Below are 17820 nucleotides of genomic sequence, written 5' to 3' on the forward strand. Positions count from 1 at the left end.
ATAAACACCCCTAAAGTTGATTTTTTCAGGTTCAACTTTAGGGGTGCAGTACAACCAAAGTTTGTGTGCCGCTTCTCTCTATTTTATAAGGACTTGCTTACTGTCCATGTTTGATGATTCTTTAAAACTAAATTTTGTTTACTTAAATCTCTAATGACATGACTGGCTTTTTCTCTAGAGACACCTGCCAGTTCACTTAATAATGTCACGGTCATGATTTTATCAAGTTCATAATACGCACCTTGATCATTACCGACCGTTTCGCACATGACACGTAAGGTATTCATTACTTTTTGTTCGGCATTACGGCCAAGTAAAGCCATATTACGCTCAACGCTTTGATTAGTTTCTGTGCGTAGTAAATCAAAAATTTTAATAAACGTATCTTCGTTGTTTTTACATAAATATTCAATGACATTTTTAGGCACTCTGACAATCAAGCTGCTTGTGAGTGCAGTACAAGATTCATGATAATGATCAGAATGGAATAAATGATTGAGCGGAAACATATTGATGGGACGATTCAACATTAAATAATCATCACCATTTTCATTCAACATCTCTCTTGAGACATAGCCTTCGAGTAATACATAAATACTATCCGCTTCTGACCCTTGATAATAAATCACTTGCCCTTTTTCATAATTCCTGACATAAATCTCAGAAAGATGAGGAACGAGCAGTCCTGATGGCACTTCTAATATTTTCGATAATGCTTGTATCGATGCTTGATAATCTTCAGTACTATTGCTCATACACGTTCACCTCATCTCTTTTTTTCTCTTTTTCATGAATGTGTGTTGAAATGATTAAGCATTAGTTTATCACCATCATTTTCAACGTGTGCAACGTGTTTATTGTAACATATTGCGCAGGTACAGACATGTTTATGTATACAGTGAGAAAGGCAGCTTACAGGATGTAGCGAGGGTCCTGCAAGCTGCCATTTCTCTATCTGTTGTCAGGATTTCATGCGTCAGTCATTAGAAAACGCTGACTGCACCACTGAACAATCTTATTAAACCGATAATGGCAAAGATGACAATGAATCCCATTAAAATATAATCTCTTGTGATAAGTTTGATACCTTTATTGCGTTGTACAATCCAGTATACGAATAGACCTGGTACATAAAGCAACATTGTTAGTAGCAAGTAGTCCACACCTGCTGCGTAAATGAGCCATACCGCATAGATAGAAGCGATAATACCGATTGCCATTTGCAGGTTACTTTTACGATCATACTGCAATGTATATTTGAACTGATAGAATGCACTGAATGCATAAGGTACCAATATCGCACTGGATGCGAGTGAGAATGCGAATTGATACGCACTATCTGTAAATAACATACTGATTAAGAACAATTGTACTAAAATGTTTGTGATTAGAAGTGAATTGACAGGTGCACCATTTTTATTTTGTTTCGCAAACCATTTCGGGAACATTTTGTCTTTTGCGACGATGAATGGTAGCTCACCAGCAAGCAATGTCCAACCTAACCAAGCACCTAGTACAGAGATGATTAAACCAATGTTAGTCACAACTGAACCCCATGGGCCAACGATGTGAGCAAGTAAAGCTGCCATAGATGGACTGCTTAATTCAGAAATTTGGTTTTGTTCAATAACACCTTGTGCAAGTACAGTTAATAAGAAGTAAATCACTAATACAATCAATAGACCTAGTACTGTAGCTGTACCTACGTCTTTTTTCGTTTTCGCACGGCCTGAGAATACAACCGCACCTTCAATACCAGTGAATACCCATACGGTAATCAACATTGTACCTCTCACTTGTTCCATAATGTTTGAGAAGTTGATAGGTAATGCAATGTTGCCTTTCATTCCTGCAAAACCGGCCATAAACGTGTCAAAGTTAAATGCGACAATCATACATACAATCGCTAGGAAGATAGGAATTAATTTAGCAACCGTTACAATACTGTTGATTAAAGTAGCTGTTTCTACGCCTCGCAGAATCAGGAAGTGTACACCCCAAAGTAAGATGGAGGCTACGATAATACTTGGAAGTGTGTTGCCGCCTTTAAATACCGGGAAGAAGTTGCCGACTGCTGACATCAGCAACGTGGCGTAAGCAACGTTTCCTAAGAATGCTGCGAACCAGTATCCCCATGCACTGGAGAAACCGACGAAGTCGCCGAAACCGGCACGTGCATAACTGTAAATCCCGCCGTCTAAATCAGGACGTTTATTTGTTAAGTTCTGGAATACAAATGCGAGTGAAATCATACCTACAGCTGTAATGATCCATCCGATGATAATTGCCAAACCGCCGGCATTGCTGCCCATGTCAGAGATAATATTAAAGGCGCCGCCGCCGATCATGGAACCAACGACCAGACCGATTAAAGCCGTTTTACTGAGTTTACTTTGTTCTCCGCTCATCTTCAAAACTCCTTTAATGCTTGAGACTGCTCTCTAAGCATGTCTTGTCAATTTATTTATTTTTTGACGCTATACTGCTTTAATTGTTAAAGGGCCTGCGCCTCTTGCTATTTCTATAATCATAGGCCATGTCAGACATGTCGCCGTGAATAGGTATCAAATGAACTCAAAGCAGTATTTCATCTAAAGTCAGGCTTTAAGTGATGACGGTGAACTGCCTCTATTGATGCAATCCTTATCACTTAAAGCACTGAATGCTTTAGAATTAGATATCTTCACGGTATAACGGTTGGCTCATGCAACGTGGGCCCCCGCGTCCGCGAACTAACTCACTACCAGTTACTTCGATAACTTTAATGCCTTTATCGCGTAATAATTGGTTAGATACATAGTTACGGTCGTAAGTTACAACAACACCTGGACGGATTGTTAATGTATTAGATCCGTCATTCCATTGTTCACGAGGTCCTACGATACGGTCGCCGTCACCAGTTGGAATGAAGTCGATATGGTCTAAGTTCAACGCATCTTTCAATGTTTCTTTTAAGTTGTGTGTACGAGTGATTGTGATATCTTGACCATCTTCAGTTGGTTCAAGTGTGAAGATATTCATGTCTTCACCTTTTTTCTCAATTGCTGAGTGGATTGTGAATTTATCATAGTCAATCATTGTGAATACTGTATCTAAGTGCATGAATGCACGTGTATTTGCGATTTCAATCGCAACCACTTTTTTAATTTTAGAATCAGGGTTCGCAAAGATTTGACGTGCTAATTTTTCAATCGCTTGTGCAGATGTTCTTTCAGAAATACCGATTGCGATAACTTCTTCTGAAAGTACTAATTCGTCTCCGCCTTCAATGTTGAATGGTGAATTTCTGTCTAACCATACTGGCACATCAGCATCTTTGAATCTTGGGTGATGTTTCAAGATATAAGTGATGAAGATTGATTCTCTGCGACGTGCTGGCCAGAACATACGGTTTACTGTCATACCGTTACCTACTGATGCTTGTGGGTCACGTGTGAAGTAAAGGTTTGGCATTGGGTTCATGTAGAATGGATAAGAATCATCTACATATTCTACTAAGTGTGCATGTTCTTGTCTTACTTCTTCTTTACGAACACCAGCCATTACTTTTTCGATTAAATCTTCGTTATTTAACGTTGCGAATAATTCTTTCACTTCTTCTTCGTGGCCTAATAATGTTTCTTCAGATTCTGATAATACGTCATCAATAAATTGTTCACGTACTTTTGGATCTTCAATGGCTTCTGCGGCTAATTTTTCTAAATAAAGCACTTCTACGCCTTCGTCACGTAACACTTGTGCAAATTTATCATGCTCTTCTTGTGCTACTTTTAAATACGGGATATCATCAAATAATAAGTCTCCTAAATACTCAGGTACTAAATTCTCTAATTCTTTACCAGGTCGTTTAAGCAATACCGTTTTTAATTTACCGATCTCACTGTTTACTTTAATTGGATGTTCATTCATTTGTGAAACCTCCTTGTTTTATTTATCTATATTGTAAGCCCTTCCAAACTATGCACATGTGAATTAAATCACATTGTAACTGTTGTTAATTTCACATTAATCTTTTTATTCATTACATGTTTCTGTATATTTAATACATTTATGTGGGGTTTACATGTATAAACCGTGAATAATGCGTAGAATTAATGCGCTTGAAATCCGAAAGAAAAAATTTTATTCATTTTTTAGAGAATATATACATTATGCTTCCATCAGCTGGTCAGTGTGGCTCTTTTAACAATGTATATGACCTGTCCACATTAATGAACATGAAAAAAGAACCCGCATAAAGTTCCCATTTAAATCCCTCCTTATGTGCCTCTACCCCTTATTCGCGTCAAAAACCATGCTTTACAAAACCTTAAGATAATATATGACCATATAAAAAAAGAAAACCACATTGTGGTTTTCAATTTAAAATACATACGCTTATATTCAACTTAAAGCATCAGTAAAAGTACTATCCAACTTTTATCACAACACACACTTGATGCGCAGGATTATATACCGTCACATGATAAATTTCATCTGTTGTGTTCACTTGAATGTATAACCTTTCATCTTTCATTATCATCTGTTTATATTTAATATCTAACAGACGATAAGCCGATACCTCTTCATAGTGAGGTACCACTGTATTCAATGCTTGCATCACCACATAATCCCCTGGCATGACATAATCTTGCCAATGAAGAGGATTATAATCTGAAACTGCTTCTAAATACGTTTCAACATCAGACCACTTTATTTCTAGTGGCAGCGCATTGGAGGGTAAATCCTGTTTCTCCTGCTTAGAAATGCGTTCAACCTGTGACTCTGATTGTAATGGTTGCTTAGTTAACTTTTCTGTGTGCGTGATAAAGGTGCTTTCAATTTCTATTAATACTTCATTTTGAAGCAATTCTTTAATAATGAGTGTATAACGCGCTTGTGTAAAGTGTTTAAGTTTACGTTGATCTATCAATGTCAGTTCAGCTGTGTAGGCTTTTCCTTCTATTAAATCACCATGATGACGAATACGTTTTTGTCTCAACATATAAGTATGTTCAGCGGAGTCTTGGAACGGTTCGAATTGATGCCATATCTCTGTTAAATAAAATGCATCTAAAGCTAAAGGTGCGGATAACGCAGGTGCCTTCCATGTAAATGTTTGTTTCATTTAATCCTCTACTCTCTCAAATAAAGTCGAAATACCTAATCCTCCACCGATACCCATCGTCGCTAAAGTATAATTTCCAGGGAAATACGTAAGTATTGAAATCAGACGTGCAACTAGATTTGCACCGCTTGCGCCATAGGGATGACCTTCTGCGAGTGCACCGCCAAATGGATTGACTTGTCTTTCTTCTAATCCTAGTAAATCCATAGAAGCTAACACTTGTGAACTAAACGCTTCATTAAATGCGACCCAGTCGATGTCTGACACAGAAAGATGATGTCTCATCAATAATTGTTCTGTCGCAGGAACAGGACCAATCCCTAATAATTTAGGATTCACACCAGATACTTGCGCATCTACAAATTTCAATTGTCCTTTTAATCCAAGTGCCTCTGCTTTTTCACGTGACATTACTAACGCTAATGCGGCACCATCACTTTTAGGACATGCATTGCCGACAGTCACACTTCCAGCATCAAATATAGGCTTTAAGCGTCCCAGACGTTGTGCAGTGATCTTAGATTTAGGTGCTTCGTCTTGTATTACCTCTTCACCTCGAACACGCAATGGCACGATTTCTCTTTGAATTTTCGGCAAATGTTCAAAATAGTTTTGATGACTGCGTGCCGCAAAGGCATCTTGTCTTTCCCTTGTCACTTGGTAGACTTGTGCGACATTTTCAGCAGCTTCTAACATACTCGGATCTCCCATAGATTCTGGTGTGAAAGGTGCACGTTCGTAAATCTCTGGCGGATGCTTCTCATAGAGTGATTGTGGTTTTTGAATTTTCCATGGCGCACGGCTCGTCGATTCGACACCGCCAGCCAAATAAATATCTCCTGCACCCGCTTGAATCATGCGGCAAGCTATATTGATCGCTTCTAAGCCTGAACCGCATTGTCTATCTATGGTCATGCCAGGTATGTCAGAAGATAATCCCGCATGAAGCAAGGATTTGCGTGCTAAGTTGCCGCCATTGCCCACCGTGTTGCCGATGATGACATCTTGAATGTTAGCCGCAATAGATGGGTGTAATTGGATAAGTTCATCGATAAGCGGTTGAAGCAACGCTTCAGGTTCTAGATGTTTAAAGATGCCGCCATATTTTCCGATGGGTGTGCGTTTCGCTTCAATAATGACTGCTTCTCTCATTTTTCTTTCCTCCCATAACGCGCTATCATTTCTTTTCGCGCAATTTTCCCGCTATTCGTCCATCGCATTTCCGGCACTTGAATAAAACGCATCGGTACTTTATAACGTTCTAAATGTTGGCGTAAATCTCGTTTTAACGCTCTGATATCTACAGGTTGCTCACTTTGGTAATAAGCGATTAAGACTTCTCCCAACTCATAATGGCTTTCGCCTGTTACCATAACCTGTTCAATTGGTGTGGTTTCTAAAATTACACGTTCTACTTCTTCAGGATATACATTCATACCGCCTACAATGACTTTATTGTTTACACGACCTTCTAAAATCAACTCTTGATCTTCTGTCATTCTGGCGTAATCTCCTGTCGCAATCGTATCTTGATTAGAAACACTTTCTCCATCTACATAACCAGAAAAGACCATATCGCTTTGTACATGCAGTTGTCCGATTTTTGTTTGGTCAGACAATTTCTGTCCAGCATCGTCTGTTAGAATGACTTTGACACCTTGGAACAGTTTGCCGACATTTTTAGGTGCGTAGTCTGTCACATGATGATATGAAATAAAGCTTGCTTCACTTGTCCCAAAGAATTCAATCACTTGCGCTTTGGGCATGCGGTCTTTAAAACGTTTAATAGTATGCGGTTCTAATTTTGCGCCTGACGTTAAAAAGGTCACTGAAATATCCTTTAACTGTTCAGTATTTAATTGTAGGAGTTGTTCTAAAACAGATGGCACAATAAAAACAACAGCTTGTGGATGCTCAATTAATTGATGAAATAATTGAGCCGGATGATAATCCATCTGCATATAACATGGACAATTAGAACGATATGCATACATCATGGCGTATAAGGTCAATGAATGTGCAATCGGACCTGGTGCGATCATACATGAAGGTGCAGCATTTAAGATAGCATCATTCGCATCATAACTGACTACCCAAGAGTGTTTATTGCGATAATACGCTTTCGGCATACCGGTTGTACCGGAGGTAAAACCAATGTGCAAAAGATCATGGGGTGGTGATGTCACCTTTTGTGCAGAAGCATTTTCTGCTTCATTTAATTGTTCTAAAAGCAGTGTATGAACATTCTCAATCTGCTTATCCGCAATGACATACGTAATATGATAGTGTTTCAAAATTTGATGGAGTTGTTCAGACGTCCATTTAGCATCTAACACAACTGGAATATAACCAGAAGATTGTACAGCTAAATATACACGCAAAAATTGTGCCGGATCTTGAATTAAAATACCGATACTTTCTATGTCAGCTGCCCATTGTTGAATATATCCACGGTCTTTGTTTAACACATGATTTAATTGCGTTTTAGTTAATCGGCTTGCTTCTGTTTGAATGACGATATCAGACATACGGACCACCTTTCCTTTTTGAAAAATTATTTCAAATCAGTTTAATTTTATCATAGTGCTATTGATAAAGAATGAGTTTACAATGCAACCTAATCTGTATGTAATCAAATTCATTATTCTTTTGTATGCAAAATTATTGTATACTATTTATGAATGGGGATTTCACAGTGTTTAATTGTGTGATGTACGACATTCGTGACTTCATACAAACTCGAATCTTTTTTCACTATCTATGAATTTTCATCTTGAGAGCAAGGGGGCATGTTTATGGAACAAGCTCACAGAATTTTAAGTATTTATACGCGTTTAATTCAACAAAAGGTTGTAAATAAGTATGAGCTGTCTAACGAATGGGGTGTCTCTTCAAGGACAATACAAAGAGATATCGATAATATTCGGAATTTTCTTTATGATACAGATGAATGGCATGGGTATCGTAAAGAAATCACATACAATCATAAGTTAGAAACCTATGAAATGGACAGCTCCGGCTCAAATCATGAAATCTCACTTTACTTTTTGCTGACGTTGCTAGAAACAGTTTCACCTGATATTGACCAACATCTTTATGATTATTTAGAATTATTGATTTCGACTTTCCATACACAACATGAAAGTGAATTACGTGCACATTTGTCTAAGCTAAATGTAGGCAAACGCTTTGATGAACTCAAACATATTGTCACTGCCTCACGCGCAATCAATAAATCTCAAAAGCTATATACTGACCATCATCAAGAAATCACCCCTATCGGCATTCAATATTATAACTTTACATTCAATTTAATCTATAAGATGCAAGATCAAATTCAATCTACCGACTTAAAACAAAAAGTTATCACGCTCAGTCCCAACCATTACCATGCACAGTCTGTTTCTAACTCTATAGAATGGGTTACTTTTGAACTCGTGCCAGAACTCTATGAAGTAATTCGACATCGTTATCCGCACAAAATCATTAAATTAGTTAATAAAAAGTATTATGTCATTCGTATTAAAATGTGCGTAGAAGATGCGATTAATTTCTGTTTTACTGCACGAAATCAAGCACGACTTGTTGGGCCAGAAAGTACGTATCAAGTTGTGATGAAAGAACTATTGAAGCTTCAAGAAACATACTTATTTACTCGTCTCAGCGCAAATGAATATTAACGTGAAAGGCTGTATGTTCAATGTGGACATGCAGCTTTTTTGGTCGAAGCTCATAATGAGTTTCTTCCTATATTAATAACCACTATCCGCTTATTTTATCACGTCTTCACTCTTTCTTAATCATTTTAACTCCCTCTCTAAACATATAGTCATCTGATGACATAATGTGTCATTCAGTGTGGATAAGTCGTGCGCTTTATTAATGAAAAACGCATTCATTTTTATTTAAACTGAAATTTTATGTCTATACCTATTCGGTAGAATAAATACATAAGCAAAATATATTTTTTTCATCTTAGTAAGTCTATCAAAGTATATGCATATTTATTATTAGGAGGATTAGAAAATGAAAAAGAAACAACTATTTTCTTTACGTAAGTTATCTGTGGGGATTGCTTCAGTATCACTAGGGACATTAGTATTTCTAGGTGGAGGCCAAACAGTAAGTGCCGAAACACAAGATTTAAACCAAAAAACTCTAGATGCTTACAACACGATTAATAACTTACCGAGTTTAACTGATGCGCAAAAAGATGCGTACAATCAACAAATCTTAGAACAAAGCGGACAAAACAACTCAAACTTTGATGCAATCTTAAATGAAGCGCAAACAAACAACACACAAGCAGCTCAAAACATTAACGCTGCTTCTCAAGATGCTTACAACACGATTAATAACTTACCGAGCTTAACTGATGCGCAAAAAGACGCGTATAACCAACAAATCTTAGAAGCTGCTGGCACTAACAACGCAAACTTCGATGCGATTTTAGCTGAAGCGCAAACATCAAATGATCAAGCGGCTCAAGACATAAACACTGCTTCTCAAGATGCTTATAACACGATTAATAACTTACCGAGCTTAACTGATGCGCAAAAAGACGCATACAACCAACAAATCTTAGAAGCTGCTGGCGCTAACAACACGAACTTCGACATGATTTTAGCTGAAGCGCAAAAAGTAAATGATCAAGCGGCTCAAGATATCAACACTGCTTCTCAAGACGCTTACAACAAGATCAATAACTTACCGAGCTTAACTGACGCGCAAAAAGATGCGTATAACCAACGTATCTTAGAAGTTGCTGGTACTAACAGCACTGACTTCGCTACTATCTTAGATGAAGCGCAAAAAGTAAATGATCAAGCAGCTCAAGACATCAACGCTGCTTCTCAAGACGCTTACAACACGATTAATAACTTACCGAGCTTAACTGACGCGCAAAAAGATGCGTATAATCAACGTATCTTAGAAGTTGCTGGTACTAACAGCACTGACTTCGCTGCTATCTTAGATGAAGCGCAAAAAGCAAATGATCAAGCTGCTCAAGACATCAACCAAGCTTCTTTAGATGCTTACAACACGATTAATAACTTGCCAAACTTAACAGATGCGCAAAAAGATGCATTTAACCAACGCATTCTAGAAGTTGCTGGTACTAACAGCACTGACTTCGCTGCTATCTTAGATGAAGCTAAAGCTTTAGATGCTAAACTAGCTCCTGACGAAAAAGACAAAGCTGAAGATAAAGAACAACAAGATGATTCATCTAAAGAAGAAGCTAAACCTGAAGAAAAAGAACAGCAAGACGATTCATCTAAAGAAGAAGCTAAGCCTGAAAATAAAGAACAACAAGATGGTACAGCTAAAGAAAAAGATCAACCTAAAGAAGATGCAAAAGCTGAAAATAAAACAGACAAAAAAGATGTAGAAAAAGCTATTGGAGAAGCAACTGATGAAAAAGCTTCATTAGAAGACAGAACTCAATCAGCGCATGATGCAGTAAATAAATTAGCAAACTTAACTCAAAAACAAAAAGATGCTTATAACGCAGCAATCGACAAATCAGCTAAAGAAGATAAAGGTGCACAATTCGAAGCAATCTTAAATAAAGCAAAAGATGAAGATGCTAAAGTTGCAAAAGAAACTGCAGAAGCTAAAGAATTACCAGCAACTGGTGAATCTGATGAAGTATTATTCGGTTTATTATCTGGTTCTCTATTTGCTAGTGCAGGTACTTTATTCCTATTAAACGCACGTCGTAAAGAAAATAAGTAAGTATTTTTCTTCTATCTAACATTAGAAAAACTCCCCTATCTCAGAACAACTCAGTAGAAATATCTACTGGGTTGTTTTCTTTATTCATTATTCTTAGTGAAATATTTAAAGAATCTGTCTATAATCCCTCCTTAATCATTAGCGAAAGTACAATAACCCTATTAAATAACTACAAAAACTCAATAAAAGACATAATATGTCACACTCAATACAAAAAGTCGTTTGAATTTACAGAAAATTTTCAAACTTAATTAATAAAGTGAAGTATATCGACCATATACGTTGTGTAAAATATAGACATATCAATATTTTATCTATCATATCGTCACCATCACTATGTATAGTCACATTAGGAGGAGAAATACATCATGAAGAAAAAACAACTATTTTCATTACGTAAATTAACAGTTGGTATCGCATCTGTATCTTTAGGAACAGTCGTATTTTTAAGCGGAGCGCAAGCTGCTGATGCTCAAGGCAATGCGCAAGATGCAACAACTATTACACAAAACGCTTATAACGTGGTAAATAACTTACCAAATATTTCTGATCAAACTAAAGATGCTTATATCGCAAAAATTACTGCTGCTGCAGGTAATGACAAACTTACTGATATTGAAGGCATTGTAAAAACTGCTAAAGCTGAAGATGCTCAAGTAGGTACAGCTAAAAAAGTTGCAAAAGAACAAGACGCTAAAGCTGTTAACAGCCAAGTAGAACTTGCTAAAAAAGCTGCTGCTGAACAAGTAACTAAAGCACAAGCTGAAGTTAACAAATTAGCAAACATTTCTAAAGAAAATAAAGCTCAATACAATGATAAAATCGCTAAAGCTGCAACTGCTGACATTCCAGCTATCTTTAAAGATGCTAAAGCTGTAGACGCACAAGTTGCAACAGCTAAAAATGTAGCTAAAGAACAAGCTGCTGCTAAAGATAAAGCTGTTAAAGCTTTAAACCAAAAAACTGCCGATGCTTATCAAGTAATCAACTCTTTGAAAAACATCACTGACAAACAACAATTAAGCTTCTTACATCAAGTTGAAGTTGATAGCGGTACTAACAATGGTGAACGTATCGATGCTATCGTTGCTGACGCTAAACAATTAGATGCTCAATTCGCTTATGATAAAGAACAAAAAGCTAAAGCTGAACAAAAAGCAGCTAGAGAGTTAAATACTTTAACTCAAGTAGCTTATAACACTGTTAACGGCCTACACAACTTAACTGATCAACAAAAAGATGCCTTTAACAAACAAATCTTACATGACAGTGGTAACAACAATGGTCATAACATCAATAATATCGTTGCTAATGCAAAATCTTTAGATGAACAAAACGGTAACGCTAAACATGCTCGTGAAGCAGGTGCTAGCACTGTGGCACAAAAAGACAAAGCTGTTAGAGAATTAAATACTTTAACTCAAGTAGCTTATAACACTGTTAATAACTTACCAAACTTAACTGATGCTCAAAAAGATGATTTCAACCATCAAATTTTAGTAGACAGCGGAAACAACAATGGTCAAAAGATTAATGATATCGTTGCTAAAGCTAAAACATTAGATAAACAAACTGCTGATGCTAAAGATAAAGCTGTTAGAGAATTAAACCAAAAAACTGCTGATGCATACCAAGTAATTAACTCTTTGAAAAACATCACTAATAAACAACAATTAAGCTTCTTACATCAAGTCGAAGTTGACAGCGGTACTAATAATGGTAATTACATCGATGCTATCGTTGCTGACGCCAAACAATTAGACGCTCAATTCGCTTATGACAAAGAACAAAAAGCTAAAGCTGTTAAAGCTTTAAACCAAAAAACTGCTGATGCTTATTATGTAGTTAATAACTTACCAAACTTAACCGATGCTCAAAAAGATGATTTCAACCATCAAATTTTAGTAGACAGCGGAAACAACGAAGGTCAAAAAATTAATGACATCGTCGCTGCTGCAAAACAAAAAGATGCTAAAAGTGCTCAAGCTAAACATGTTCGTGAAGAAGGTGCCAACACTAACCTTCCAGCAGATGTAGCTAAAAAAGTTAAAGATGCTCACAACACTATAGACGCATTGAAAAACTTAAAACCTCAACAAAAAGTTGCTGCACATCGCAAACTTAACGAAGTTGCACGTACAAATGCTAAAGCTATCGATACTGTTGTAGCTCAAGCTAAAGAATTAAACACAAAACAAGCTCCAGCTAAGAATGAAGGTGCAAAACAACAAATTGAATTAGCTCAAAAAGCTCACGCTCAACAAATTAAACAAGCTCAAGCTGTAGTTAATAAATTAGAAAATCTATCTAAAGATGCTAAAGATCAATATAACAAAAGAATTGCTCAAGCCGCTACTGATGAAGTTGAAGCATTAGTTAAACATGCTCAAGCTCAAGATGAATATGCTGCTAACGCTAAAAAACAAATCACAACAGCTCAAAAAGCTCATGTTCAAGCTCAAGCTGAATATGGTGAAAATGCTAAAAAACAAATTACAACTGCTCAAAAAGCTCATGCTCAACAAATTACTCAAGCTCAAGCATTAGTTAACAAATTAGAAAACCTTTCTAAAGATGCTAAAGCTCAATACAATCAAAAAATCGCTCAAGCTGCTACTGATGAAGTTGAAGCATTAGTTAAAGATGCTCAAGCACAAGACAAATATGCTGCTAACGCTAAAAAACAAATTACAACAGCTCAAAAAGCTCACGCTCAACAAATCGCGCAAGCTCAGGCTGTAGTTAACAAATTAGAAAACCTTTCTAAAGATGCTAAAGCTCAATACAATCAAAAAATTGCGCAAGCTGCTACTGATGAAGTAGAAGCAATTGTTAAAAAAGCTCAAGCTGAAAATGCTAAACAAGTACCAGCTAAAAAAGTAGTTAAAGATTCAGTTCAAAATAATAAAGAACAAAAAGCTACAAACAATTCAAAAGCTGGAAACAACAATGCTAAAGCTGTAACTGGTCAAAAAGAAAGCAAAGCTACAACTGCTCCAAATAAAGCTAATGCTCAACAAAAAGCTAAAGATGCTAAAAAACAATTACCTGCAACTGGTGAACAAGATCAAGTATTATTCGGATTATTATCTGGTTCATTATTCGCAAGTGCTGGTACATTATTCTTATTAAATGCACGTCGTCGTAAAGAAAACGAATAATTTAATCGTTATTCTTTATAACAATTAACACCTATACAAAACCCGGTAAGGCAATGGTTAGTGACCGTTATCCTTACCGGGTTTCTTTAAATTTGATGGATTTCTCTCTAAAGTCTGCACAATAATCTTACTTGTTTATCTTTATAAATTAAAGTGTGTATCTGCTTGTTGTTCTAAAGGTAGTCCCGCTTCAAATCTCTCAATATACTGTTTGAAACTCTCTACATCCTCTTCTTTCGGCTCAAGCACTAATGCTTCTACGTCACCGAACGCATGCTGTTCTAAGTAATCAGACAGTTTTTTGCCGTTATGATCGATATGATAACGCGCAAGCACCGCAATTCCCCATGCGCCACCTTCACTTGCTGTCTGCATCACACTGACCGGACTTTCCAGGGCTGCAGCTAAGAAACTTTGTGCGACACGTTCTGTCTTAAAGATGCCGCCGTGACCAATCATACTGTCGATTTCTAATGCTTCATTACGCTTTAATAAATCAATCCCAATCTTCAAGGTACTGAAAGCACTGAAAATGTGTGTCTTCATCACATTCGCCAAATTGAATTGGCTCTCAACACTGCGGATAAACATCGGATAACCTTTTGGCACATCTGTGATAAATTCACCTGAAACATAGCCATAAGATAATAAGTGTCCAAGTTCCGGATCACCCTCTAATGCCTTCTCGAACATACTTGTAAATAAATCTTCTTTAGTATAAGAAGCACCCATGGTATCTAATACTTCCGCAAACAAATCCATCCAAGCATTGATATCAGATGTACAGTTATTCGCATGAATCATCGCAACCTCATCGCCTGCAGGCGTTGTGACTAAATCAACTTCTGGATATAATTGCTTTAATGGATGATCTAACACAATCATCGAGAAGATACTTGTTCCTGCAGAAATGTTACCAGTTCTTGGCGCAACACTTTTCGTTGCCACCATACCCGTTGCCGCATCGCCTTCAGGTGCACACATTGGGCACCCTGCTTCTAGTTCTTGATTGGGATCAATCAACTTCGCGCCTGTTTCTGTTAAGCAACCTGCATCTTCTCCAGCCACTAACACTTTCGGCAAGATATCATGAATATCTTGTGTATAGCCTTCTTTGTGATAAAGGTCATTAAACTGAGTTAATAAATCCTCTCTGAAACGATGTGTCTTAGGGTCTATCGGAAACATACCTGAGGCATCTCCTACACCTAAGACGCGTTCACCTGTTAAATACCAATGCACATAACCTGACAATGTCGTCATATAACGTACATGGCGTGTGTGCGGTGCATCGTGAATCGCTGCATCATATAGCTGCGCAATACTCCAACGCTCAGGAATATTCACCCCAAAATGTTCTGTCAGTTTACGTGCTGCATCATGTGCATTATTATTACGCCAAGTACGAAATGGCACTAATAAATCATCTTTATCATCAAATGCCAGATAACCATGCATCATGCCGCTGATACCTAATGATTTCAAGCGCTTAACGGTTACACCATACTCGGCTTTTACCTCATCCGTCATTGCACGATAACTGATTTGAAGTCCATTCCAAACGTCATTGAGTGAATAGGTCCAAAACCCATCTTTAAATGTATTCTCCCATTCAAATGACCCTGTTGCGATAGTTTCACATTCGGCATTGACTGCGACGGTCTTAATACGTGTTGATCCTAATTCTATGCCCACACTGATAGTGCCAGTTTCAATTTGTTGTTTAATTCTTTCCACAGCGTCCACCTTCTTTAATTATTCAATCGTTTTCTCTATTATGTACGTGTTATATATAACTTTGTAATCGCTACCATAAATCGTAAATCACTCTAAAAGTGTTGTCAATTTTGGTTCATATTCGTTTCAAACAAACATGCTATATTTCTTGAAGTTCTTTATTGACGTGTAAAAAAGAGACCTCTTCATTTCTGAACAGATCTCATTTCCTATTAGTTTAACTATACTTTTCTATACCGTTTTAATCCCACAATATTTAAGACGGTAAAGACTAGAATAAAGAGGAGCAATATACCGATATCAAACCAGAAAGCATCAATACTCTGTGCTTTAATCATCACTTTAGTTAATGCATCACCTGCATAACGTAATGGGAACAGATAACCAATGCTTGCGATAAAACGATTCACATTATCCAAAGGAATAATTCCTGAGAATAAGACTTGGGGAACGACTACAATCGGAATGAACTGTAACATTTGAAATTCTGAATTCGCAAATGTTGACACGAATAAGCCCATCGTCAGTGCAGCGAACGCGATTAAAATATTAATTAATAGGACCCACAACAGACTGCCCGCAACTTCAATCTTTAATAAATAAATGGAAAACAGTACGATAATCATTGTTTGGATAACCGCAAAGATACCATAACCTACTAAGTAACCGAATACTATTTCACTGCGCTTAATTGAAGTTGCGAGTACACGTTCTAACGTGCCAGTTGTTCTCTCTCGCAACAAAGCAATTCCTGAAATTAAGAACACAAACAAGAAGACGAAGAAGCCCATGAGAATCGGGAACATCTTGTCAAAATAACTACTGTCTGAACTTCCATATAAATAGTGTGCATCAAGTGATGTGATTTCTGAAGTTGATGTTGCTTTCATATCTGGTTTACCAGCTTGAGGCATATCTGCCAGTTGTGTTTTGATCGTTTTCATTTCACCCGCAAGTGTTTGCATCTTATCTTTTTGAAGTGTTCCAGCTAGGATTTGTTTTACTGCTGAGGTTTTACTTGGATTCTCATTAGTGTACGTGACGGACAATTGTTTATCCTCTTTTTGAACGTATGCATCTAAATTATGTTGTTCGATAATCTTCTTAACAGATTCAGAAGAATGGTATGTTTCTGTTTTCACTTTATCTTTAGGCAATGCTTTGACATAAGCCTCTGGAACATTATCAGAGAAACCAATATTTAAGTGTTCTTCATTATCACTGTTAAATAAGAAGAACATAATCGTCAAAATAACTAAAGGGACGACAAACATTAAAGCGAGGGTACGTTTATCACGTACTAAATCAATCATGACGCGTTTTAAGACTGCCTTAAATCTCATGACCTTTCTCCTCCTCTGCTTTTAAGAATACTTCTTCAATACTTGAAGCGTGGAACTGTTGTTTCAATTCCTCGGGTGAACCTAGCGCAAAGATACGACCATCAACTAAGAGTCCAACTTGATCACAGCGCTCTGCCTCATCCATCACATGTGTCGTCATTAATATCGTTTGACCTTGGTCAGCCAACTGACGTAATTCATGCCATATAGTTTGGCGCAAACTTGGATCAATACCAACAGTAGGTTCATCTAAGATTAGTAATTCCGGCTGTCCTAATAATGTAATGGCCAAAGACAATCGACGTTTCATTCCTCCAGAAAAGGTATGTACGATTTGTGATTGCTTATTTTCTAAATCAACCAATTTCATATAGCGTTCAATTTCCTCATTCAGTTTCTTACCTGATAAGCCTTTTAAATTACCAAAGAAAACTAAGTTCTCTTTCGCACTTAAATTCTCATATAATGCGAGCGTCTGTCCCATGTAACCGACATGACTTAATACTTTTCGATTCGGCATAGATTGATTATAGATAGACGCTTCTCCGCCATCTAACTGTTCCATACCTAGCCAGCACTTAATGGCTGTCGTCTTCCCTGAACCACTCGGCCCGATCAATCCCATAATTTGGCCTTGTTTGAGCGTCAATGAAATATCTTCTAGCACAGTTTGTTTATTATAAGCTTTAGATGCATGTATTAATTGTGCAACCTCTTGCATAACATCCCCTCA

The 17820-nt window shown here is 37.1% G+C and carries 12 protein-coding genes; 3 read left to right on the top strand and 9 right to left on the bottom strand.

Annotated features, from left to right (window positions below; all coding sequences use genetic code 11):
• Positions 1-83: 83 nt before the first annotated feature.
• The 6 genes from ACFCT9_RS08230 to ACFCT9_RS08255 form a co-directional block, all read right to left on the bottom strand.
• Entirely contained in the window at positions 84-755 is a 672-nt protein-coding gene (locus ACFCT9_RS08230) for a Crp/Fnr family transcriptional regulator (RefSeq protein ID WP_412518469.1), read from the bottom strand.
• Positions 756-983: 228 nt separating this feature from the next.
• Positions 984-2408: an arginine-ornithine antiporter gene (arcD, locus tag ACFCT9_RS08235; RefSeq protein WP_412518471.1), complete on the bottom strand. Its 1425-nt coding sequence runs from the start codon at positions 2406-2408 to the stop codon at positions 984-986.
• A 265-nt stretch (positions 2409-2673) separates the two neighbouring features.
• Positions 2674-3909, bottom strand: coding sequence for an arginine deiminase (arcA, locus tag ACFCT9_RS08240; RefSeq protein WP_412518473.1), 1236 nt, complete (start codon positions 3907-3909; stop codon positions 2674-2676).
• Between the two features lie 499 nt (positions 3910-4408).
• Positions 4409-5107, bottom strand: coding sequence for a hypothetical protein (locus ACFCT9_RS08245; RefSeq protein ID WP_412518475.1), 699 nt, complete (start codon positions 5105-5107; stop codon positions 4409-4411).
• Positions 5108-6259 carry a thiolase family protein gene (locus ACFCT9_RS08250; protein WP_412518477.1) on the bottom strand — a complete coding sequence of 384 codons (1152 nt, stop codon included), beginning with the start codon at positions 6257-6259 and terminating at the stop codon, positions 5108-5110.
• Positions 6256-7635: an AMP-binding protein gene (locus ACFCT9_RS08255; RefSeq protein ID WP_412518478.1), complete on the bottom strand. Its 1380-nt coding sequence runs from the start codon at positions 7633-7635 to the stop codon at positions 6256-6258. Before ACFCT9_RS08255 ends, ACFCT9_RS08250 begins: the two co-directional genes overlap by 4 nt.
• A gap of 267 nt (positions 7636-7902) precedes the next feature.
• Between ACFCT9_RS08255 and ACFCT9_RS08260 the strand changes: the two genes are divergently transcribed.
• From ACFCT9_RS08260 to ACFCT9_RS08270, 3 genes are all read left to right on the top strand, one after another.
• Entirely contained in the window at positions 7903-8787 is an 885-nt protein-coding gene (locus ACFCT9_RS08260) for a helix-turn-helix transcriptional regulator (protein ID WP_412518480.1), read from the top strand.
• A 346-nt stretch (positions 8788-9133) separates the two neighbouring features.
• Complete coding sequence (locus ACFCT9_RS08265) at positions 9134-10846, top strand: YSIRK-type signal peptide-containing protein (RefSeq protein WP_412518482.1); 1713 nt, start codon at positions 9134-9136, stop codon at positions 10844-10846.
• Positions 10847-11214: 368 nt separating this feature from the next.
• On the top strand, positions 11215-14007 hold the full coding sequence (locus ACFCT9_RS08270; protein ID WP_412518484.1) for a YSIRK-type signal peptide-containing protein: 2793 nt from the start codon (positions 11215-11217) through the stop codon (positions 14005-14007).
• 141 nt (positions 14008-14148) lie between these two features.
• Here the strand turns inward: ACFCT9_RS08270 and ACFCT9_RS08275 are convergent, their stop codons facing one another.
• The 3 genes from ACFCT9_RS08275 to ACFCT9_RS08285 form a co-directional block, all read right to left on the bottom strand.
• Positions 14149-15744: a xylulokinase gene (locus tag ACFCT9_RS08275; RefSeq protein WP_412518486.1), complete on the bottom strand. Its 1596-nt coding sequence runs from the start codon at positions 15742-15744 to the stop codon at positions 14149-14151.
• A gap of 221 nt (positions 15745-15965) precedes the next feature.
• Positions 15966-17087 carry an ABC transporter permease gene (locus ACFCT9_RS08280; protein ID WP_412518488.1) on the bottom strand — a complete coding sequence of 374 codons (1122 nt, stop codon included), beginning with the start codon at positions 17085-17087 and terminating at the stop codon, positions 15966-15968.
• Positions 17077-17808 carry an ABC transporter ATP-binding protein gene (locus ACFCT9_RS08285; protein WP_412518489.1) on the bottom strand — a complete coding sequence of 244 codons (732 nt, stop codon included), beginning with the start codon at positions 17806-17808 and terminating at the stop codon, positions 17077-17079. The genes ACFCT9_RS08280 and ACFCT9_RS08285 overlap by 11 nt, the downstream gene beginning before the upstream one ends.
• Between the last annotated feature and the right edge of the window lie 12 nt (positions 17809-17820).

The organism is Staphylococcus simulans (genome assembly GCF_047037175.1).
Taxonomy (GTDB): domain Bacteria; phylum Bacillota; class Bacilli; order Staphylococcales; family Staphylococcaceae; genus Staphylococcus; species Staphylococcus simulans_C.

Coding starts and splice junctions, on each gene's coding strand:
- ACFCT9_RS08280 (WP_412518488.1), bottom strand. CDS start 17,087: ATGAGATTTAAGGCAGTCTTAAAACGCGTCATGATTGATTTAGTACGT.
- arcD (WP_412518471.1), bottom strand. CDS start 2,408: ATGAGCGGAGAACAAAGTAAACTCAGTAAAACGGCTTTAATCGGTCTG.
- ACFCT9_RS08260 (WP_412518480.1), top strand. CDS start 7,903: ATGGAACAAGCTCACAGAATTTTAAGTATTTATACGCGTTTAATTCAA.
- ACFCT9_RS08255 (WP_412518478.1), bottom strand. CDS start 7,635: ATGTCTGATATCGTCATTCAAACAGAAGCAAGCCGATTAACTAAAACG.
- ACFCT9_RS08250 (WP_412518477.1), bottom strand. CDS start 6,259: ATGAGAGAAGCAGTCATTATTGAAGCGAAACGCACACCCATCGGAAAA.
- ACFCT9_RS08230 (WP_412518469.1), bottom strand. CDS start 755: ATGAGCAATAGTACTGAAGATTATCAAGCATCGATACAAGCATTATCG.
- ACFCT9_RS08270 (WP_412518484.1), top strand. CDS start 11,215: ATGAAGAAAAAACAACTATTTTCATTACGTAAATTAACAGTTGGTATC.
- arcA (WP_412518473.1), bottom strand. CDS start 3,909: ATGAATGAACATCCAATTAAAGTAAACAGTGAGATCGGTAAATTAAAA.
- ACFCT9_RS08245 (WP_412518475.1), bottom strand. CDS start 5,107: ATGAAACAAACATTTACATGGAAGGCACCTGCGTTATCCGCACCTTTA.
- ACFCT9_RS08285 (WP_412518489.1), bottom strand. CDS start 17,808: ATGCAAGAGGTTGCACAATTAATACATGCATCTAAAGCTTATAATAAA.
- ACFCT9_RS08265 (WP_412518482.1), top strand. CDS start 9,134: ATGAAAAAGAAACAACTATTTTCTTTACGTAAGTTATCTGTGGGGATT.